The organism is Microcoleus sp. SVA1B4 (genome assembly GCF_036700545.1).
Lineage (GTDB): Bacteria > Cyanobacteriota > Cyanobacteriia > Cyanobacteriales > Microcoleaceae > Microcoleus.
Genome location: NZ_JAUBPB010000099.1, coordinates 1 through 19,590 on the forward strand (window position 1 = coordinate 1; position 19,590 = coordinate 19,590).

Genomic DNA, 19,590 nt, shown 5'->3' on the forward strand with positions numbered 1-19,590 from the left:
TACCCCCTATCTATCGGGGCAACCGGGCGTGGGATTGCCCCTACAATAATTACGCGAATGATTTAGGGTTGCTATATAACGCTCCTCTCTTCCCTTCCTTCGTGTCCTTAGCGTCTTCGCGGTTCCTAAAAAAAAACATTGTTAATAATAGCAACTCCGTGCTAGCGGGTTAACCCACCCGATAAAGTGAGGAAATCCGCTTAACAGTGTGTGGGTATTTGATGAGAAGATAGATGAATAAAACTGGTTTAAATCAAAGGATGACAGTTATCAATGGCCATTAAAGACCAGCCCCAACCACCTCGTTTTCGACAAATTAGCAATGTCTTGTTATTGCTCTCAAGTTTGTTTTTGCTGGCGAATATCTTTTTGCCCAATTTGTTCGGCCCCCAAATTCCGCAAGTTCCTTACAGCTTGTTCGTCCATCAGGTTCAAGAACAAGATGTAGTCAGAGCTTCGGTAGGTCAAAATGAAATTCGCTACCAACTCAAAGGCGAAGGTGACAAACCCGGTCAAGTGCTGTCAACTACGCCGATTTTTGACCTGGAATTACCTAAACTTTTGCAAGAAAAAGGCGTTGAATTTGCGGCAACTCCCCCTTCTAAAAATGGCTGGATCGGCAGTGTTTTAAGCTGGGTGGTTCCGCCGCTGATTTTTGTGGCGATTTTTCAATTTTTCATGAACAGGCAGGGCGGTGGGCCACAGGGTGCGCTGTCGATCGGCAAAAGCAAGGCTAAGGTCTATGTAGAAGGCGAATCGGCGAAAATTACTTTTGCTGATGTGGCTGGAGTGGAAGAGGCGAAAACTGAATTAGTCGAAGTTGTTGAATTTCTGAAAACTCCTGACAGATTTACGGCAATTGGCGCGAGAATTCCGAAAGGCGTGCTGTTAGTCGGGCCTCCGGGAACTGGCAAAACGCTGTTAGCAAAAGCAGTGGCTGGTGAAGCTGGCGTGCCGTTTTTTAGCATCTCCGGTTCGGAGTTTGTGGAACTGTTTGTAGGTGTTGGTTCTGCAAGAGTTAGAGATTTATTCGAGCAGGCTAAGAAACAGGCTCCTTGTATTATTTTCATTGATGAATTGGACGCGATCGGCAAATCCCGCAGCAGTAACGCTAGCTTTGGGGGGAATGATGAACGCGAACAAACTCTCAATCAATTGTTAACTGAAATGGATGGTTTTGCTGCTGGCAATACTACGGTAATTGTGCTGGCTGCAACTAACCGCCCAGAAAGTTTGGATGCTGCTTTGTTGCGCCCTGGCCGTTTCGATCGCCAAGTTTTAGTCGATCGCCCCGATTTATCTGGCCGGGAAGAAATTTTGAACATTCACTCTCAAAAAGTGAAGTTGGGCCCGGATATTGACTTGAAGGCCGTCGCCGCTCGCACTCCCGGTTTTTCGGGCGCAGATTTGGCAAATTTGGTCAATGAAGCTGCTTTGTTGGCGGCCCGCAACAAACGACTAACTGTAGCGCAGGAAGACTTTTTTGAGGCGTTTGAGCGCGTTGTGGCCGGCTTGGAAAAGAAAAGCCGGGTGCTCAATGAAAAAGAGAAAAAGATTGTGGCTTACCACGAAGTCGGACACGCGATGGTTGGTGCTGCACTGACCGGCGGTGGCGAAGTGGCCAAAATCTCGATCGTCCCGCGCGGTATGGCAGCATTGGGTTACACGTTGCAAGTACCGACTGAAGACCGTTTCTTGTTAGATGAATCGGAGTTGCGCGGTCAAATTGCTACACTGCTTGGAGGGCGATCGGCTGAGGAAGTCGTGTTTGGTAGCATTACTACTGGCGCTTCAAATGACTTGCAAAGGGCGACTGATTTAGCTGAACGGATGGTGACAACTTACGGGATGAGTAAGGTTTTGGGGCCTCTAGCTTACGATCGAGGTCAACAAGCAATGTTCCTCAACGACGGTATGGGAAATGCCCGCCGCGCTGTCAGTGCTCAAACTGCTGAGGCGATCGACCAAGAAGTGAAGGAAATTGTCGAAACTGCACATCAGCAAGCTTTGGATATTCTGAAAGCAAATCGGGAATTGTTGGAAACAATTACGCAGAAACTGTTGGAAACAGAAGTGGTGGAAGGTGACGCACTTCGCGAATTCCTCGGTCAAGTGCGGCCTTTAGATAAGGTTGCGGCTTGAGTTTAAGAGGGTTTAATCGCACTTAAGCATGAGAGTCCAGAAACCGGGTTTTTACTGAGAAGACGCGCTGTAGGCGGCAGATTCGAGAAAAACCCGGTTTCTTTATTCCCAGCGCATCCAGGACTGTTTAATTCAAGCAGAGGTTAACGCAGATAAACGCAGATGATGACAAAATATCATCTGCGTTTTTTTGTATTTCTTAGCTCGTAGATTTTCAAGCAGAAGGCTTGGGAGCCGGTGCCCCCCGCAGCATTCCTTCTGTACTGAGGTCTTCATCGATTTCTTCCCAGTGAATGCCATAGCCTCCTCCGCATACTTCCCATTTTGCCCTTTGATCGGGCGTTGCATTAAACAATCTGGGATACCAAATTAAAGGCACAGTAATGGTTCGTCCATCCATCAAATCAACACTAATTGTTTCTTCTGTAAAATGAATCTCCTTAACTCTCTCGTCCGCTCGAATCGCCAAAATACCCATACCAAGCCTCCAATAAAGTTTGTTGATTTTCTTGTACTACCGACTGTATTTTCCGAAGTTCTTTAGCACTAAAACCAAGGTTGTTTGCCAAACTGACTGGCTCCAACCAAAATTTAACTGATGATTTGTCTCTGTCAATGTGAACATGAGGTGGTTCATTCGGTTCATGGCTATAAAAGTAAAGTCGGTAAGGGCCTACTCGTAAAATAGTTGGCATAATTTCAGGTTATACAACATTTCAATGCGAATATCTGTAAGTTTTGTATTCTATGATAACACAGGGCGATTTTATATTTTGGTTACAACCCTTTGATATACTGCCTCAATACAGGTGGGAGAGTGTAAAGACTTTCCTGTTTTTCTATCAAGCAGCGCCGTGATAAAGATTGGAGCGCGTTGAGTAAATCTGATGATGATATTTGTCCTTTTTGTAGCAATTTTGCTAGGTTGACTGGCTGGTTTTCCCTAGCCAACAAAGACATAACTTGTTTTTCTAGTTCGGAAGTGCGATCGTACTGCTGCTGTAAAACATCTTTCAAATCTTCCGGCAACAATATTGTATCATCTCTTAATAATTCTTTCGCGCTGATTCCCAACTCTTCAATCAGACTCGCCACGCTTTTTAACCATAGGGGGTTGCCTTGGTAGCGGTGAATGAGTGCTTCACTTTTGTCGCTTTCTTCTAACCCATAATCTCTGAGTATTTCCCGTCCGGCTGGGATGTCTAAACCCTTGAGTTTTAAGGTACGAATAAGAGTATTTTGGCTTTTAACTTGAGTCACTTCTCTCGGTTGTTCCCAACCGATTAGCAGAAAGCAACATGAATGGGAGAATTTTTCTATTTGTTTGAATAAAGAGCGATATTCTTCGTATTGTGGTTTATATTTTCCTGCCACTTCCCCGCTACAGAAAAGGTTGTGAATGTCATCCAAGACTATTAAACAGCGATACTTTTGTAAATACTTAATCAGCGGTAAGCGTTTCTGGTTGGTTGGGGATAAATCTTGTTTTTTTGAATGCGAGAAAAACTGTATTAGTTTATGTTCAAATTTATCTGGGGTGTAGGAGGCGTCGATGCTGCACCAAATGACGCATTCAAATTCATCTTTTATTTGCTGTAAGAGTTGGACTGCTAGGGATGTTTTTCCGATGCCACTGATGCCGGTGAGCGCGATCAGGCGGCTGCGTTGTTGTAGAATCCAGGTGGTGAGGGTGTCGAGTTCCGGGGTGCGATCGTAGAAATCGCCCAACTCTGGCATTTCGCTTAAATCTTGATGTAGAGTTCGGGTTTGTTGGGGGTTAGATGTTTGTTCTGTTGACGGGGTAGAGTTTGGTATATCTGTTAGGTATAAAGTATGCCCACAGATCATATAGCTACTTTGGTTGTGGTGTTGCTCAAAATGTGAAAATGTTGAGCGAAAATTTGATTTAGTGACTCTTTTTCCCAACTCTTGTGAAAGGGTCTGCCATAATTCCATTCCTACCTCTCTAACACGATCCTCAGATCGGTTAACCGCCTTGGCAATTTCTTTGTAATCCTCATCTTCCCACGTCCCGTGCAGAATCTTCTCTTGTAAGTCATTGAGATGCTTACCTGTTCTAGCAAACACCAGATCGTCTGCGAGTTTTATCACTTCCTTAAGGTTCATAGAGTCGGGTCAATGTCAGGGTTGGTTGTATTGTACCCAACATTTCCCAACATTTCCCAACATTTCCCAACATTTTTTATAGAGGGCGAGTTGAAGTAGCATACAAAAGTGCCAACAAAATTGAGCATTTTGGGCTAGACACAGCTCGGATTTATAAGGAAAATAGGAGAAGTATTAAAGCGTAAATTTAGGGATTAAACACTTGTTGTGTTATACCCTGTAATGCTGTGTTAGATCGCAACTGCGAGCTTCTATCTCAGCCAACAATTATGGAGAGTTATTCATGAACAAGTTTTTTATATCATTAGGTCTAGCTTGTATGCTAGTTGGTTTACCGATCCGCTCAAATAGACAGGAAGTTAGAGCTCAATCTTCTAACAGTCAGCGTATTGGAGGTGTTGACTTAAACCGCTACTGTCAGCAACGGTGGAGAGGGTCATATGCAGATTTGATAGAGCGCACTGCTTGGGGCTGGCGTTGCTTCGTAGGCTCTAATCGTTATGAAATTTCTGTTGAAAATGCTTGCAAAGAGCAATATCCTAGCTCTAAAGGCTATACAGTTGTTTTTGCTAATGCGGTAAACCCGAGCGATCCTTATTCTTGGGGATGCTTTAGACCAACACCTCCTTTACCTCGGTAGCAGCTATTAGTTTTGATAAATAGTGCAATCGCTTTTACGCCCTTACTTGTAGGTTGGGTTGACGCTCGTGTTACCCAACCTATTTTTTCCCTCACAATCTTATCCATTTCTACCATGCCACTGCGATGATTGTACGGACTGCGATCGCCCCTACCTATCGAATTAGTCGCTCCATACAGTTACAATGATAAACATACAAAAACCCGGCTGCTTCAAAACACCGGGTTTCTCCATATTGTTGCTGCATTTTCGATCGATCAAACTCCGTTTATGTAAGCCATAACTGGAGTACCTTGCTGCTGCGCGATTTCCAAAAGGCGTTGAATGCGATCCTCTGTCGGCGGGTGAGTGCGGAAAAGTGACTGCAAACCTTTAGTCGAAAAAGGATTCACAATCAGCAGCGGCGACATCGCAGGATTGCCGTGCATGGGAATTTCATGACCCAGTTTCTCCAACTTTTGCAGGGCGTTTGCTAAGCCGATCGGGTTATTGGTAATTTCCACCGCACCGCTGTCGGCTGCAAATTCTCTGGTTCGAGAAATCGCCATTTGAATTAGGGTTGCTGATAGCGGTGCTAAAATGATTAAAAACAGCAAACCAAACGGATTCGGGCCTTGTCTGCTATCCCGCGTTACCGGGCCGTAAAGCGCTCCAAAAGTCAGAATTCGCCCGACAAATGTAATTGCACCGGCAATTGTTCCTGCAACTGCTTGAGTGAGGGTGTCGCGGTTGCGGATGTGGGTGAGTTCGTGCGCTATAACGCCTTCCAATTCTTCGCGGGAAAGCAAATTCATGATGCCTTCAGTAACTGCTATTGTGGCGTGTTCCGGGTCTCTTCCTGTGGCGAATGCGTTCGGAGATTGAGTGGGAACTACAAAGATTTTCGGTACTGGAATTTGGGCTTTTTTACTCAGCGATGCTACCATATCGTAGATTTCTGGTGCTTCGCTGCGGGCGATGGGGCGAGCGCGGTAAGCCATTAACGCTGCCGTGTCGGAATAGTACCAAGAGCTAAAACTTGAGAAGGCGGCTAGCGCTAAACCAATGTAAAGTCCTTGCTCGTTGCCGATTAAATAATAACTTCCTAAAACGAGAAGGCCGCTTAGGAGTCCTAAGAGAGCGGCTGTTCTGAGTTGATTTGTTCCTAACATGGCGGGTTGAGGGCGATCGCTATTTTGATATTTTTGAGCTTGTAATTAGGTTTTCATATTTGCGGGCGATCGCGCCTCTATCTGCCGAAATAACTGCTGCCGCCAATAGTAGTATTTTACCTGCTAGATCGGAGACGGGGAATGTCTCTGGAGGCTCTATCTGCTTGCTTTCTTGAACCAGCATATCCGCAGAATATGACATTTCCAGGAAGAGCTTGGAAACGAGATTAATCTCACGAATTGGCGGCCCAAAGAATAGCAATATCGCTGTATTGCTTGAACATTGAATCAGCACTCACAAGCGTCATCTCCTCAATCTGAGCCTGGGCAATCAGCATTCGATCGAAGGGATCTCGATGATGTAATGGTAACGCAGCCGCTCGCAGGGCATGAGGTGCTGTAATTTCCAGCGATCGCACATCTAACTGTATCATGCGCGTCGAAATGTAGGTATCGATCGGTTCTGGAAGTGGTAACTTTCCGATCGCAACTTTGATTCCCATTTCCCAGACACTAGCAACAGAAAGCCACAATTCGTTCGTTTCATCGGCAATCTGTGCGATCGCCTCCTCATTCAATCGATCTGGTTGGGCAAACCACCACAAAAAACACTGCGTATCCAGCAAGAGTTTCACTCTTCATCTCCCTCGAATGCTGTCAAAATCTCTTTTGGCAAAGGATCGTTAAAGTCCTCTGGCAAAACAAATGTCCCTCGATCTTGCCCCAAACTAGCTCGTCGATTGGATGAAGTACGAAACGGAACCAACTTCGCGACTGGGATGCCTTCGTTGGAAATAATGATTTCTTCTCCCAGTTCCACACGCGACAATAGTCGTGATAAATTCGTTTTAGCTTGATGGATATTTACAGTTTCCATACTCTTAAAAAACTAAGTCTATAAACTAAGTATAACCAAATAAACGCAGACAATCTTACATTCATCTGCGTTTACCTGAGTTCATCTGCGGTTTAATTATCCAACCCTAAACCGCTTGCACTTGCTTTTCCTCAACAGCAACAGGTTCTTGATATACAGTTTGAGACTCATTAGCCAAAAAGTCAGCCAATTGAGCTTCAATTTCATCCCGCACAATCTGGCGGTATTCCAGGAAATGCTCGTTGTGAGCACACACTGTTAAATAGTGATCCCAAACTGCAGGATTGCGCTTGAGAATGCTGAACAAATGATGCCAGAACTTCCACCGAGTTTTGCGCTTGACTCCCTGCCGCCAAACCACCGTTAACAGTGCTCGCAAGTCGATCCAACTGGGAACTCTTGCAGGTATCTTTGCTGTGGGTGCACCTAACATTAAGAAATGGCGATAAGTCCGGTCTAAATATTTCTCAGCATCGTACACTTCGCAGAATGCCTCGACATATTCGCGGGCAATATCTTCGAGAGGCCGCGTCGGAATGAAGTTCATCAAAGTAGTCTGGTTGAGGTTGCCAGATTTGTCGCGCAACCGCCCTTCTTTTGCTAGTCTGTGGGACAATGCAGTGTGCGGCAAAGCTTGCAGCATTCCAAAGGTTGTGCTCGGAATGGCTGCTGCTTCGGCAAACTGGACAATCCGCTGACCGGCACCGGGTTTTTCGCCGTCAAATCCGATGATGAATCCGGCCATTACTCGCAAACCAGTTTTCGCAATTAACTCTACTGATTCGATCAGGGAATTGCGGGTATTTTGGAATTTCTTGGTCATTTGCAGGCTTTCTTCATCGGGAGTTTCAATCCCTAGAAATACAGCATTAAAATTGCAAGCTACCATCATATCCATCAATTCTTGGTCTTGGGCTAAATCGATGGATGCTTCTGTGTTGAAAGTAAACGGGAATTTGTGTTCTTCTTGCCAGACTTTTAAGTCTTTTAGCAACAGTTTGACGCTGCGTTTGTTGCCGATAAAGTTGTCGTCTACCATGAACACGCCGCGCCGCCAGCCCAAGTTGTAGAGATAGTCTAATTCTGCTATCAATTGTTGGGGGTTTTTGGTGCGGGGTTTGCGGCCGTAGAGGACGATGATATCGCAGAATTCGCACTGGAAAGGACAGCCGCGCGAAAATTGAATCGACATGGAATCGTAGGCGTCTAATTCCAGCAAGTCGAAGCGGGGAACCGGGGTTGTGGTAACATCGGGTTTTACGCCGTCCGATCGATAAGTTCCGCTTTTTTCGCCGCGCCCTATTGCTTCGACAAACATCGGCAAGGTGATTTCGCCTTCGTCGAGAATCAGGTAATCTATGCCCGCTGCTTGAGGTTCTTCGGGTACGGATGTCGGGTAAGGGCCGCCGCAAGCTACGGATTTACCGCGCCGTTTTGCTTCGCGAATGATGTCTAGCAAATCTTCTTTTTGGACAATCATTGCGGAGAGAATAACGAGCTCTGCCCATTCCCATTCTGCTTCGGTGATTTGTCTGATGTTGCGATCGACTAACTTAAATTCCCATTCTTGGGGTAAAATAGCTGCTACTGTTACCAAACCCAGCGGTGGCAGCAGCACTTTACGATCGACTAATTCTAGGATTTTCTCGTAAGACCAAAATGTTTTCGGAAACAGCGGGTAAACTAAAAGAACTCGCATTATATGTTAAACCTCACCAAAAAACTGGGTCTGAAGCCCCGTCCTTATAGGACGGCTTTACATTGAATTAAATCCCCTTTCGGGGTCGGAGAGGGAATTTAATGCAACCTCTCCGATTTTTGGGGAATGGTTGCCCCAAACTCCCATTTCTGGGGTAAAGTTAGCTTCGACAAAGTTATAAAGGCTTGTTAGGCTAGCAGCACTGTCTCAGTGACCTTAAGACTGTTTAACCACTAGCGACAGAGCAAGGGACTAGCTTCGCATCCCAGGGTGTCGTGACCTAAATAACGTAGCTATTTAAAGCTTAGTCTGGTCAGAATGGCCTGTTAGATTTCTCTTTCAAGCCTCACGCCTTTAGGCTGAGGTTCCTGACGTTAAGGCTAAAATTACGATCTTGCACTCGATCGAATATCTGGCGAGGGGTGACACCCCCTAAGACAAACAAATTGAGCGCAATTTTTAGCTTGCAGTTCCCTGTTAAAGTGTGCAAATGCTGATATCTTATCGTATTTGACCCTTAATTGACGATAATCGCATTTAAAAAGCATGGGACTAAGGCAAAAAAGAAATTGAAACACTAGACTTGAATAGCATAAAGAATTAGGGATGGGCTAGAAGCCCATCCCACAAATTGTTTTTTGTGGGATGGGATTTGAGAAGCGCCAAAATAATTAGGGACGGGCTAGAAGCCCATCCCACAATCTTTCTTGTGGGATGGGCTTCTAGCCCGTCCGATTATTGGTGCGGAGTGTACGGACTACTTTTTATTTTTATCGGGAATCCCGCTAGTTTTTAACATATCAGCAACTGTGCCGCAGTAACTCGGCATTCCTATGCTTTCGGGATTCACAAGATTTTGATAGGTAAAATGGCGGTAGCTGATGCAAAATCTATCCCAAGCAGCCACTTGAATTCGGAACAGCCAAATAAAGAAATCGGCCAGCCAAGGTGACAGAGTTATCCGAAAAAATATCTTTTTATTCAAATACTCGCAAGCTTGTTCTACCACTTCGTTAGCTGTAATCGCCGGATTTCCTAGCACAAAATGTCGCGGTTCATCGGAAGCCGGCGGATGTTCAACTAAATAATTAACTACTTTAGCAATATCTGCGCCGTGGATGAAGTGAAAACTGCCATCTGCCTTAAACCAGCGAATCAAACCAATCCATTTTGCGACAAGTGGCAGGCCAGATGACAAGTGAGAGACTGGTTTTTCGGCGTCTCCTCCCAATACTAATGTCGGGTAAAGTGCCGTAATCGGAGGCACATTTGTCAAGGCTGACAAATGCACCATGCAGTTGTATTTTGAGCTAATATAATCTGTCCCCAGTTCCCCGGCTTCTTTAAGCAAATTGTTGTCTCTACCGAGAATGCTGGCCGTTGAAAAATAAATTACTTGTTGGCAAGTCTGTGGCGAAAGTAGTTGAATTAGCTGGAGAGTTTTCGTTACGTTAACGTCAAAAACTTCTTGAGTTCCTCCCCAAGCAGTAGCGGCTACAATTGCTACATTAATTGTTTGCAAAAGTTCGGCGTGTTGCTCGATATCTCGCATATCGCCTTGTAATATATGGATGCCGGGGCGGGCTTTCCAGTCAAATTTTAATTTTTCGGGGTTGCGAACTAATAGGTAAAGTTCGTGGTTTGTTTCTTGAATCAAAGTTTCGGCCATGTAGTGACCGATACAGCCACTTGCACCCGTTATGAAAATTTTTTTGGCGTTCATTTTGCAGAAGGGGAAGGGGGGGACGGCAAGGGGGAGAATAGGGCTGTTTCATTCTCCTGCAATCCGCCAGGGGTTGAAACCCCTGGCGTCGGGCAAAAGTCGGTTGAAACCGACTGAAGAGCACCATTGTTAATAAAGGGCTTTTTTGTGGGTGGGGGCGGGTTTATTTAACCTGTCTGCACTCTTTAAAGTTCTTGGTGAACCCGCCCCTACGGGATGCTTTATTCGTAAGGGTGATCTTCGGTGAGTTAAAACCGACGGAAATATTAATCTTTTACTCGTTACCAGGCTCTGACCTGGTAACGCAGATCCGGAGGCTCTGCCTCCATTTTACGCGAAGCAGAGCCTCTGGATATGGGTTCACCAGGCAGAGCCTGGGAACCAGTTAAAACCAGTTGGCAATCAATTTCAAGCAGCAACTGCAAGCAATTTGTCGGCTTGTTTTGCGGTTTCAAAGAAGAAACGCACGTTATCTTCGGGAGTACCCGGTAACACGCCGTGTCCCAAGTTGAGGATGTGTCCGCGATGACCGGCTTTGCGAATTGTATCAAGAATTCGATCGCGAATAAACGGTTGAGAACCAAACAACACGCCCGGATCTAGATTTCCCTGAACGTTCATATTGGGGCCCAAACGCTTGCGCGCGTCGGCCATATCAACAGTCCAATCGACGCTGATGATATCGGCGCCGGATGTTGTCATGCGTTCGAGGAGGCCGGCGCTACCGGTGACTAACAGAATTAGCGGGGTGTCGGGATGGGTTTTTTTGACTTGCTCGAATACTTGTTTCTGGTAAGGTAAAGCGAATGTGTCGTAGTCTTGGGGGGAAAGTTGGCCCGCCCAGGAGTCGAACATTTGCACGACTTGCGCGCCGCAGTCGATTTGATAGCGCACGTAAACGGCGATCGCATCTGCAAATTTTGAGAGCAACTGATGCAGTAAAGTTGGATCGGAAAATGCCATGTTTTTGATGATCGCATAATCCTTAGAACCTTTGCCCTCAACCGCATAGGCCGCCAGAGTCCACGGCGCGCCCACAAAACCGAGCACGGTGGATTTGTTGCCGACTTCCTCGCGCAGGGATTTCAGGATTGTTTTGATAAACGGCAAACTTTCTTCCGGGTTCAGCGGTTGCAGCGCGTCGATTTGCTGCTGAGTGCGGATGGGTGAGTGGATAATCGGGCCTTTGCCTTCGGCGATGTCCATGTCGATGCCCAAACCGGGCATGGGTGTGACAATATCGGAAAACAGGATTACGCCGTCGGGCTGAAACGCGCGCCACGGCTGGAGGGAAACTTCGATCGCAACTTCGGGAATTTCGGAACGTTCGCGAAACGAGGGATACTTTTCTCGCAAATCTCGATAAGCCTTCATGTAGCGGCCGGCTTGACGCATCATCCACACGGGCGGGCGGTCTAGGGTTTCGCCGCGGGCTGCCCGCAACAACAAGGGAACTTCATTTAATGCCGACATTTTAACTTTTCTCTACCTTAGATATTTCAATGCCTTTGGTAGCTTACCACTGTGCGATCGTCCTTTTTGACAAAAAATTCATCTGTCAGCGGGGAGGGAGATGAGGAAAGTGGCTGAGTTCGATAGCAACCTTCTGGCACGGTCAAGGAATTCTTAATAGGTGAAACTCTTGCTAATAGGGAATTTTCACATCCACCCTTTTGCTACAATGACAATGCAAACTAACAGAATCCGCGACCGCGACCTCAAGCATACGAAGCATCTAGCACTGGTGCAGCGGCAAAGCGCCCAAAATCACAACCGCGAAATAAAAATATGTTTTTTGACAATTGGTTTGAAATAATTCGGATTTTGACGCTCGGCGTTTCCGCTTACCTCGTGCTGATTTTTTTGCTGCTAGTTTCCGGCAAGCGAACTCTGTCGAAGTGGAATGCCTTCGATTTCATCGTTACCATCGCGCTTGGTTCGACGCTGGCGACTGTCATCATGTCAAAAGACGTTTCCTTCGTCGAGGGCGTTTTCGCCCTCGGCTTGCTCATCGGGCTGCAATTCATCGTCACGTGGCTTGCGGTGCGGGTAAAGTGGGTAAAAAATCTCATCAAAGCCGAACCTACTATGCTGCTCAGCCAAGGCCAATTTCTGCCTGTGGCGATGCGGCAGCAGCGCGTGGGTGAATCGGAAATTCGGGCGGCGATTCGGGGGACGGGCTGCGCGTCGATCGAAGAAATCGAAGCAGTCGTGCTGGAAACCGACGGCAGCATGAGCGTTATCAAAAAATCTCCGAACAATTCGCGATCGGCTCTCAAAGATGTAACTTAGTCGATCTTTAAATCTGTAGAGGCTCATCTTATATGGTGCGTCGCTGCTCCATTTTCGAGCTTAATAGTAGATTTTACTGGGCGACGCACCGTAGGGTTAATTAAATCGAAACTATCTCGTCACGCACACTCCGCCCACCACTACCCGACATTGATCGCGGCCCGCATCGAATCTACTATCATTCCGCCTCGCCGAATCTAAGTTTCTAGTCCGTGAATTGTAGTAATAATCTCCCGCCGGAAAGTTTCTAGTCGGGACAGCGCAGTAAGTTGAATCTTGATTACCATCGTCAAACCTTACTCTCACCATAGAACGTCTCTCGCGACAATCAACAGACCGCAAGCCAAAATCATCTTGCAGAATCTGTGCTCTGTCATATTGACCGTCATATCGATCGTCATCTCGCCTCGTGTACCAATCGTCCCGCGAATTGCGAACTCGTCTGTCGCCTCCATCAATTCCCGCAACTTCCAGCGTGTAGTTACCGCCCCTGGCAGCATCTTTTGCTAACACTAACAGTTTGTAATCGCCACTACGGGGAATTTGATAATTAAAAGAGCGGTCTTGCGTAAAAGCGACTTGTTTATTGTTCCCGTAAAACAGCACCATGACGGGAGTAAAACCGCGGCTTCTATCTGTATCTAAAAACACTTCAATGTTGTCGCCTTCCCTGGCGCTGAATGTGTATTCTTGGCCGCGTAATTCTTCCGTCGGAGAACCCGGAACCCACATATTCCGAAAACGGTAGATGGGGGAAGTGCGGCGAATTACTCCGGCAATGCGATCGTTATTCCGTATCTGTTCGCCAACAGCACTTGAGGAAATCCCCGTAAGTGCCAATCCCGTAACTAGGACTGCGGCAGCAATACTGTTTAACAAGTTGTGAGTTCTCATATCAACCTCTGGAAAATTTTAAAATCTTTTTGCTTTCTTGGCGCCGACATTTGCATACACAATCCATTTTAAATGTAATTTCTGCCAACCGTGTCAACCTCACCTAACGGGACTATTTAGCGGGTGGAAAATCTCAAGCTAAAGTTATAGACGTTGATCCCTAATCTAAAGTTGCGATTGATCGCCACAAATCAGCAATCCCAAATCAGCGTCGAGACTCGCCATAATTCCCATCGGTAAAGCAGCGTTAACCCCCTCGTGCCCGAAGGGCAAATCCGAGACAATGGGAATATTCAAGTCCCCCAGCCGATCGCGCAAAACCTCTTCAATGCTAAAACTGGGAATACTCGGCTCAATCTCGCAGCGACTGAAGCGCCCCAAAGCAATGCCCCGCACCCCAGCGAAAGCCCCCGCCATCCGCCACAAAGTCAACATTCGATCGACCCTGTAAGGAGCCTCAGAAACATCCTCAAATGCGAGAATAACCCCCGTCAAATCCGGTTGATACGGGGTTCCGAGCAAGTGAGAAGCAACCGTCAGATTCGCAGGAAACAGCGGCCCCGTGGCTTGTCCGCTGCCCCATCCTTTACCTTGCAAAGATTGTAAGGGACGACCTTCTATGCAGTCAAAAAGTCGATCGACAGACCAATCCGGTTCCGCAGCCAAAGTTGTCAGCATCGGCCCGTGAACACCCCAAATGCCCAATTTTTCGTGATTCCACAGCAAAGCAGTAATGTCGGAAAAGCCGATTAACCATTTCGGCGAATGGGAATCGGGAGTTGGAAATTGGGAGTTTTCCGCCTTTCCCACATTTCCTTTTTCCAAAAGTCGAGTGCTGCCGAAACCGCCTCGAACACAGAGAATACCGCGACAATCCGGGTCATTGAGGGCATCTGCGAGCTGTCGGACGCGGTTTTCGTCGGAACCTGCCAAATAGCCCCAGCGATCGTCAAAACCCGGTGTTAATTCAATTCGATAGCCGCGAGATTTCCAAATTTCTACACCCTTTTCAAAGTTGGTTGATTCTCGCAAAGTGCCACTAGGGGCAATTACTTTGAGCAAATCTCCTGGTTGCAGAAATTTTATGTCAGTCATTTGTTATTAGTTATTAGTTATTTGTTATATAGCAATCCTAAATCATTTGTAAAAATATGTAGGGGTAGTGCTACCCCTACTCCCCGTGCCTACCCCAGTCAAGCGGGGCAACCACGGGGGGTTTGCCCCTACAAGAATTACACGAATCATTTAGGATTGCTATATCGTGTTTTGTGAATTAACGGTAATTCTGTAGGGGCTGGTTTTACCAACCATCAACTATTAAAACAAACCATCTCCAAAACCCGCCCCAAACCCAGGGACTATCGACATCAACCTTACCCACATTTACATATTTCGTTGGGTGGGGCGGGTTTTCGAGATTGTCTGTTTCATGCGGAAATTTTCTGTGAACCCGCCCCTACGGGATAGGGTTAATTATTGATTTAGGAGTGAGTTTTTCAGATTATTTGTGAATGATTGCTAAGGTAAAGTTAGAATTTCCACCCCAGAATCAGTAACAGCCAGAGTGTGTTCAAATTGAGCTGAAAGCTTTCCATCCTTGGTGATAGATGTCCAACCATCGGCGAGAATTTCCACTTCCCAAGTACCCTCATTAATCATCGGCTCGATCGTAAAAACCATGCCTTGTCTGAGCTTTTTTCCTGTGCCCCGCTTACCGTAGTGCAGAATTTCTGGTTCAGTGTGAAAGACTCGGTGAACGCCGTGTCCCGCAAAATTTCGCACTACCGAAAAACCCTGTGCTTCAGCATATTCTTGAATCGCTGCACCGATGTCGCCGGTACGAGCACCCGGTTTGACTTCGGCAATTCCTCTTCTTAAACATTCCTCGGTTACTTCAACTAATTTTTTAGCTACCGGTGAAGGTTTACCGACAAAAAAAGTTTTGGAAGTATCGCCATGATAACCATCAACTAAAGGGGTTACATCAATATTAATAATGTCACCTTCTTTAAGAATTTGTTTCGCATTGGGGATGCCGTGACAGACTACTTCATTGACGCTTGCACACAGAGATTTGGGAAATCCTTTATAGCCTAGGGGAGCGCTTTTTGCTCCGTGTGCCAAAGTCCAGCGTTCGGCTTCGTCGTTAATTTCTAAAGTGCTGACACCCGGTTTTACCATCGGTTCGAGATGCAGCAGAAGTTCGGCAGCTAAACGGCCTGCTTGGCGCATTTTTTCGATTTCTCTACTGGATAAAAGCACTAAACGTTCGGTTGCCATAGTTTTTTCTGTTTCCTTTTTTGTGTAGTCAATTAAGAGTTTATTTAACTCAATTTGAGAATAGATTTGAATTGCTGTTCCATAAACTTGTAAGGTGCGTCAGTCAGCGAATCTTTCTAAAAATTGGCCAGTATTATTACTGACGCACCCTACTAGCAGTGATAGATTTGAACCAGTGCTCACAACGATCGCCCAAAGCTGCTAAAGAATATTCTACCTCTGCTTGTCGCCGGCAAGCGCTGCGGTCAATTTTGTCTAAGCGGGCGATCGCACCTACCAAGCCATTTACGCTATCAGGCTGCACTAAAAAGCCCGTCAGTCCGTCTCTAACAATTTCCGCCGGCCCCCCGCGCTCGTAAGCAATCACGGGTACACCGCACGCTAAAGCCTCGATCGCGACATTTCCGAAAGCTTCCACCCAACGTGGTGTCATCAACAATGCTTGGCACTGACGGGTTTGCTCTTGCATTTGGGTTGTTGTCAAAAACCCTAAATATTCTACCGGAGCATCCGGGTAATCTGCACAAATTTTTTGCCAATAATCCTCATCTTGCATTTTGCCCATAATTTTGAGGGGAATGCCTGTAATTTTCGCTGCTGCTACTGCATCTTCTAAGCCTTTTTCCGGGGCGATGCGGCCTAGCCAAGCTAATTTAGACTGGGATTTGTTGCAAAATTGGTACAGCGATAAATCAATGCCGCTTCCCAACAACTGACATTCCTCGGCAAAGGTGAATGTTTTGGCTTGAGAAGCGGTGTGAACTCCGATCGTACCAGGAAACTGGGCGGCGGTTTGTTCGGCAATGCGATCGAGGGCTGCAGAAAGGGATCCCATGCTGATCAAATGTGCGATCGGAGTCCTAAAAAATGGTGTCAAATAAAACGGCAGCCAATCGTAGGCAAAATTAACAATCACATCCCATTCATCCTGAACTTGGCGAGCATATTCCCACATATTCGCCAGCACCGAGTCGGCGGGCATCACAATAGGAGCATGGTAATCTTGTGTTTGGGCGGTTACTTGCAACTCACCCGTTATTTCGATTACAGAAATTGATTCTAAGACTGAACCTATCGGCGCTACAACTCCTATTTTATGACCCCGACTCTGCAATTCTTTAGCTAGGTTAAGGACTGTAAGTTCGACTCCGCCGCCCAACCCCGAACCGAGTTGACCGACAGAAGTTGACAGAAACAATAGTTTTAAAGTGTTATTAGTCATTAGTTATTAGTCATTAGTTATTAGTCATTAATTATTAGTCATTAGTTATTAGTCATTAGTCATATCATGTCCGGTCGATTACCCTGATTCCTGTAGGGGCGGGTTCACCAATAATATTTGCCAAAAACGGACAATCTCACAAACCCGCCCCGACCTATGTATTGTGGGCGATCGATCGGACATGATATCAGTAGTCATTAAGCTGTTCGGCATTTAAAGGGCTTGCGTAAGGTGCGTCAGCATCTAAGGTTTTCCGTTTCAGCGTAAGGGTTCTAGCTGACGCACCCTACTAGCCTCGTTACTGGTTTAAATGCTCCACAGCTTAGTCAGCCGTCACTAATTCTAACATAATCTAAATTATAAATTCTCCCATCTCAAATCTCTATTTTCAAATAATTTGAAAATTGCTACATTTATTAATCCATCCCAGAACGCGGACGGAGGCGGTTTAACTGATTGATTGCCCAGCGAGCAGTTTCCTGAACTTCTGGATCTGGATCGTCCGTCGCACGGTGCAACAAGTAACTGATTTGATTCACCAATTCGTAAATCCGCGTCAAGTCGCGAATTGCATTTTTACGCACTTCGGGATTTTCATTTTGCAGCGAGATTGACCACGCATTATTCATGGGTTTGAGCGTGCGAATGCCAATTTCCGAGAGACTTGCCAAAATTAAACTGTACTGCTTGGAGTCGGAATTTGCTAGCAAATCGAGCAACGGCTCAACTGCTCTGGAATCTCCCCGCTGACCTAGTTCCCAAATTGCTTTGCCTCTCTTTGCCGGATTTAGCTGCTGCAAATCTTCAATCAGTGCTTCAATAATATCAACTTGAGGTCTACGATCCGTTTCGGGAAGGGCAATATTTTTCTTCTTCGCTAGGGAATCGGTTTGATTAGTTGTTTCGGGAATGTTGAAACCTGTGTTGCTGTATCCGTTGCTGTGAGTTTCCAAGGGCGAGGTGTCGGAATTAATTCGATCGCCCTCGACGGCTGCATCATCGGGTTCTGGTTGCCGGGATTCCATGATAAAAGGTTGAGCGCTGCTCTCAATACTGTGGCCTTTTGGCAAACCAAAAGGGTAGGGCAAGGCTGACAGCGATTGTCCCCCAGAAGAAGTCTCTTGTGGCCTAATTTGGTGCGAGTTTGTAGGAGAATCGGGATTAGTGAATGGAGAGTTTTTTGGGTTGTGGCGCTCAAGTCTTCCCCGTCTTCGCTTAGGATAATTTGACTCGTCACTGCTAACTAATTTGAGCATGATAAATACTGCCGCTGCCGTGACGACAACTGCTGCCAAACCCAACATTAAGAACCCCCGCTGACGAGACAAAATGACGAGCAAATTGGATACCGATTTCGGGATCTTAGAATTAGATTTGGACGTTTTGGACGGCTGAGATTTGCTTTTATCGGGCGCTGGAGACGGTTTTAGAGGCTTGGAATTCTGGCGATCGTCCGGGGGAGAGTTCGCCTGAGCAATTTCTTGGGAAACAGCACGCGCAGAGGCATTGAGTACCTGTTGCCCTCCGTCGGCACTTGGACTGAACGCAACGCCCAGACAGGCAATGCAGGTGAACAAACATACAGAGGAGCGGTAATGCGCCATAAGACTCAATCCGGGTTTTGAGAGGCAACGCCGCATGACGAGCTTTAGTTTAACCGTGAGTTAGCTCGATCCTAGCTGCTATGGGCTTAACTAACTCACAAATAGCACCAGACTAGCGAAAAACCCTGGTTTGAGAGGGCACCGAGCCAGATATTTCTTATAAGCACAATTGTGTCATTGACGTGCAACTCCTTTAAATAATTAGTTTAATTAGTTTAAAACGAACAACTACATTGGCGGCCGCGACTTTAGCAGCGGCATCCCGAAAGTTGATTGCAGCTAATCTCACCTACGTGCAGTGTGCAGTGCAGGCCGCGCAGCCCAGCACTGCGGGGGCGTTAGCAGACGATTGTGGCTAGCCGTCGATTTCTCACCAATAGCGTGGCATGACCAAAAGTTTAACAAGCTTCCGAGCCTGCAGGTTGATCGTTTTTGTGTGAATTTGGGCGAAAGTGGGACAGGGGCATTGGCACTGCAAACGTGAAACCGGGTTTTTTCGTTAATTCTTCGCTGCTAAACCGCATATTTTCCATACATTCCAGGACGCTCTCTCGACGCTCACAAACCAGTTTTATTTACCAAAAATGCTGTAACAAAGAGAGGGCTGATTTGACCGATGTTAATTTGAAGGGGGCAATTATGGCGGATAGAAGTGTTTGGGCGATCGACTAAGATAACCGTTAGGAAATATTGTATTTAGCTAGCAAGCGCCAAAAATCATACTATCTTGTAAAAGTAGGGTCGGATTTAGTTAGGATTTATAGTGAGAGCAAGTAGATCCTTTCACCCAGGCGTCCTCTGTCAACGTTCTGTTTATTTGTACCCACTTAGGAGCGCGAATTAAATAACTTACAATTTTAATTGTTCTTGTGGGATGGGCGTCCCGCCCGTCCAAAAAGGACGGGCGGGACGCCCAACCCACGTTCAAGAGTGGGAGTT

Annotated in this window: 17 protein-coding genes; 2 read left to right on the forward strand and 15 right to left on the reverse strand. The window is 46.4% G+C overall.

Annotated elements, in window-relative coordinates; translation table 11 throughout:
* Window positions 1–273: 273 nt before the first annotated feature.
* The gene (gene ftsH4 / locus QT987_RS27735; protein ID WP_333246523.1) at window positions 274–2,142 is read left to right on the forward strand and encodes an ATP-dependent zinc metalloprotease FtsH4; all 1,869 of its coding nucleotides are present in this window, start codon (window positions 274–276) and stop codon (window positions 2,140–2,142) included.
* 214 nt (window positions 2,143–2,356) lie between these two features.
* On the opposite strand, the gene QT987_RS27740 is transcribed toward ftsH4, so the two are convergent.
* From QT987_RS27740 to hemE, 10 genes are all read right to left on the reverse strand, one after another.
* Window positions 2,357–2,620: a DUF2442 domain-containing protein gene (locus QT987_RS27740; protein WP_333231939.1), complete on the reverse strand. Its 264-nt coding sequence runs from the start codon at window positions 2,618–2,620 to the stop codon at window positions 2,357–2,359.
* Complete coding sequence (locus QT987_RS27745) at window positions 2,583–2,837, reverse strand: DUF4160 domain-containing protein (RefSeq protein WP_293145823.1); 255 nt, start codon at window positions 2,835–2,837, stop codon at window positions 2,583–2,585. Before QT987_RS27745 ends, QT987_RS27740 begins: the two co-directional genes overlap by 38 nt.
* Window positions 2,838–2,919: 82 nt before the next feature.
* The gene (locus QT987_RS27750; RefSeq protein WP_333246525.1) at window positions 2,920–4,269 is read right to left on the reverse strand and encodes an ATP-binding protein; all 1,350 of its coding nucleotides are present in this window, start codon (window positions 4,267–4,269) and stop codon (window positions 2,920–2,922) included.
* Between the two features lie 897 nt (window positions 4,270–5,166).
* Window positions 5,167–6,060 carry a M48 family metalloprotease gene (locus QT987_RS27755; protein WP_333246527.1) on the reverse strand — a complete coding sequence of 298 codons (894 nt, stop codon included), beginning with the start codon at window positions 6,058–6,060 and terminating at the stop codon, window positions 5,167–5,169.
* 19 nt (window positions 6,061–6,079) lie between these two features.
* Window positions 6,080–6,262: a hypothetical protein gene (locus QT987_RS27760; RefSeq protein WP_333246529.1), complete on the reverse strand. Its 183-nt coding sequence runs from the start codon at window positions 6,260–6,262 to the stop codon at window positions 6,080–6,082.
* A 31-nt stretch (window positions 6,263–6,293) separates the two neighbouring features.
* Window positions 6,294–6,695 (reverse strand): type II toxin-antitoxin system VapC family toxin, encoded by a 402-nt coding sequence (locus QT987_RS27765; RefSeq protein WP_333246531.1) that lies wholly within the window; start codon window positions 6,693–6,695, stop codon window positions 6,294–6,296.
* Complete coding sequence (locus tag QT987_RS27770) at window positions 6,692–6,937, reverse strand: type II toxin-antitoxin system Phd/YefM family antitoxin (RefSeq protein WP_333246533.1); 246 nt, start codon at window positions 6,935–6,937, stop codon at window positions 6,692–6,694. The genes QT987_RS27765 and QT987_RS27770 overlap by 4 nt, the downstream gene beginning before the upstream one ends.
* Window positions 6,938–7,043: 106 nt before the next feature.
* The gene (locus tag QT987_RS27775) at window positions 7,044–8,636 is read right to left on the reverse strand and encodes a B12-binding domain-containing radical SAM protein (protein WP_333246535.1); all 1,593 of its coding nucleotides are present in this window, start codon (window positions 8,634–8,636) and stop codon (window positions 7,044–7,046) included.
* Window positions 8,637–9,393: 757 nt separating this feature from the next.
* Window positions 9,394–10,359, reverse strand: a complete 966-nt coding sequence (locus tag QT987_RS27780) for an NAD(P)-dependent oxidoreductase (protein WP_333246537.1) — start codon at window positions 10,357–10,359, stop codon at window positions 9,394–9,396.
* A gap of 408 nt (window positions 10,360–10,767) precedes the next feature.
* Window positions 10,768–11,832 (reverse strand): uroporphyrinogen decarboxylase, encoded by a 1,065-nt coding sequence (hemE, locus tag QT987_RS27785; protein WP_333246538.1) that lies wholly within the window; start codon window positions 11,830–11,832, stop codon window positions 10,768–10,770.
* A gap of 315 nt (window positions 11,833–12,147) precedes the next feature.
* On the opposite strand from hemE, the gene QT987_RS27790 reads away from it, so the two are divergent.
* Entirely contained in the window at window positions 12,148–12,651 is a 504-nt protein-coding gene (locus QT987_RS27790) for a YetF domain-containing protein (RefSeq protein ID WP_333246540.1), read from the forward strand.
* Window positions 12,652–12,762: 111 nt separating this feature from the next.
* Here QT987_RS27790 and QT987_RS27795 read toward each other — a convergent pair whose 3' ends face one another.
* The 5 genes from QT987_RS27795 to QT987_RS27815 form a co-directional block, all read right to left on the reverse strand.
* Window positions 12,763–13,545 (reverse strand): hypothetical protein, encoded by a 783-nt coding sequence (locus QT987_RS27795; protein ID WP_333246542.1) that lies wholly within the window; start codon window positions 13,543–13,545, stop codon window positions 12,763–12,765.
* 165 nt (window positions 13,546–13,710) lie between these two features.
* Window positions 13,711–14,640, reverse strand: coding sequence for an LD-carboxypeptidase (locus tag QT987_RS27800; RefSeq protein WP_333246544.1), 930 nt, complete (start codon window positions 14,638–14,640; stop codon window positions 13,711–13,713).
* A gap of 423 nt (window positions 14,641–15,063) precedes the next feature.
* Window positions 15,064–15,825, reverse strand: a complete 762-nt coding sequence (gene map / locus QT987_RS27805; RefSeq protein ID WP_333046484.1) for a type I methionyl aminopeptidase — start codon at window positions 15,823–15,825, stop codon at window positions 15,064–15,066.
* A gap of 136 nt (window positions 15,826–15,961) precedes the next feature.
* Window positions 15,962–17,047 (reverse strand): glycosyltransferase family 4 protein, encoded by a 1,086-nt coding sequence (locus QT987_RS27810; RefSeq protein ID WP_333246546.1) that lies wholly within the window; start codon window positions 17,045–17,047, stop codon window positions 15,962–15,964.
* Window positions 17,048–17,463: 416 nt separating this feature from the next.
* Window positions 17,464–18,651: a HEAT repeat domain-containing protein gene (locus QT987_RS27815; RefSeq protein ID WP_333246548.1), complete on the reverse strand. Its 1,188-nt coding sequence runs from the start codon at window positions 18,649–18,651 to the stop codon at window positions 17,464–17,466.
* Between the last annotated feature and the right edge of the window lie 939 nt (window positions 18,652–19,590).

Coding starts and splice junctions, on each gene's coding strand:
- ftsH4 (WP_333246523.1), top strand. CDS start 274: ATGGCCATTAAAGACCAGCCCCAACCACCTCGTTTTCGACAAATTAGC.
- QT987_RS27740 (WP_333231939.1), bottom strand. CDS start 2,620: ATGGGTATTTTGGCGATTCGAGCGGACGAGAGAGTTAAGGAGATTCAT.
- QT987_RS27745 (WP_293145823.1), bottom strand. CDS start 2,837: ATGCCAACTATTTTACGAGTAGGCCCTTACCGACTTTACTTTTATAGC.
- QT987_RS27750 (WP_333246525.1), bottom strand. CDS start 4,269: ATGAACCTTAAGGAAGTGATAAAACTCGCAGACGATCTGGTGTTTGCT.
- QT987_RS27755 (WP_333246527.1), bottom strand. CDS start 6,060: ATGTTAGGAACAAATCAACTCAGAACAGCCGCTCTCTTAGGACTCCTA.
- QT987_RS27760 (WP_333246529.1), bottom strand. CDS start 6,262: ATGTCATATTCTGCGGATATGCTGGTTCAAGAAAGCAAGCAGATAGAG.
- QT987_RS27770 (WP_333246533.1), bottom strand. CDS start 6,937: ATGGAAACTGTAAATATCCATCAAGCTAAAACGAATTTATCACGACTA.
- QT987_RS27775 (WP_333246535.1), bottom strand. CDS start 8,636: ATGCGAGTTCTTTTAGTTTACCCGCTGTTTCCGAAAACATTTTGGTCT.
- QT987_RS27780 (WP_333246537.1), bottom strand. CDS start 10,359: ATGAACGCCAAAAAAATTTTCATAACGGGTGCAAGTGGCTGTATCGGT.
- hemE (WP_333246538.1), bottom strand. CDS start 11,832: ATGTCGGCATTAAATGAAGTTCCCTTGTTGTTGCGGGCAGCCCGCGGC.
- QT987_RS27790 (WP_333246540.1), top strand. CDS start 12,148: ATGTTTTTTGACAATTGGTTTGAAATAATTCGGATTTTGACGCTCGGC.
- QT987_RS27795 (WP_333246542.1), bottom strand. CDS start 13,545: ATGAGAACTCACAACTTGTTAAACAGTATTGCTGCCGCAGTCCTAGTT.
- QT987_RS27800 (WP_333246544.1), bottom strand. CDS start 14,640: ATGACTGACATAAAATTTCTGCAACCAGGAGATTTGCTCAAAGTAATT.
- map (WP_333046484.1), bottom strand. CDS start 15,825: ATGGCAACCGAACGTTTAGTGCTTTTATCCAGTAGAGAAATCGAAAAA.
- QT987_RS27810 (WP_333246546.1), bottom strand. CDS start 17,047: ATGACTAATAACACTTTAAAACTATTGTTTCTGTCAACTTCTGTCGGT.
- QT987_RS27815 (WP_333246548.1), bottom strand. CDS start 18,651: ATGGCGCATTACCGCTCCTCTGTATGTTTGTTCACCTGCATTGCCTGT.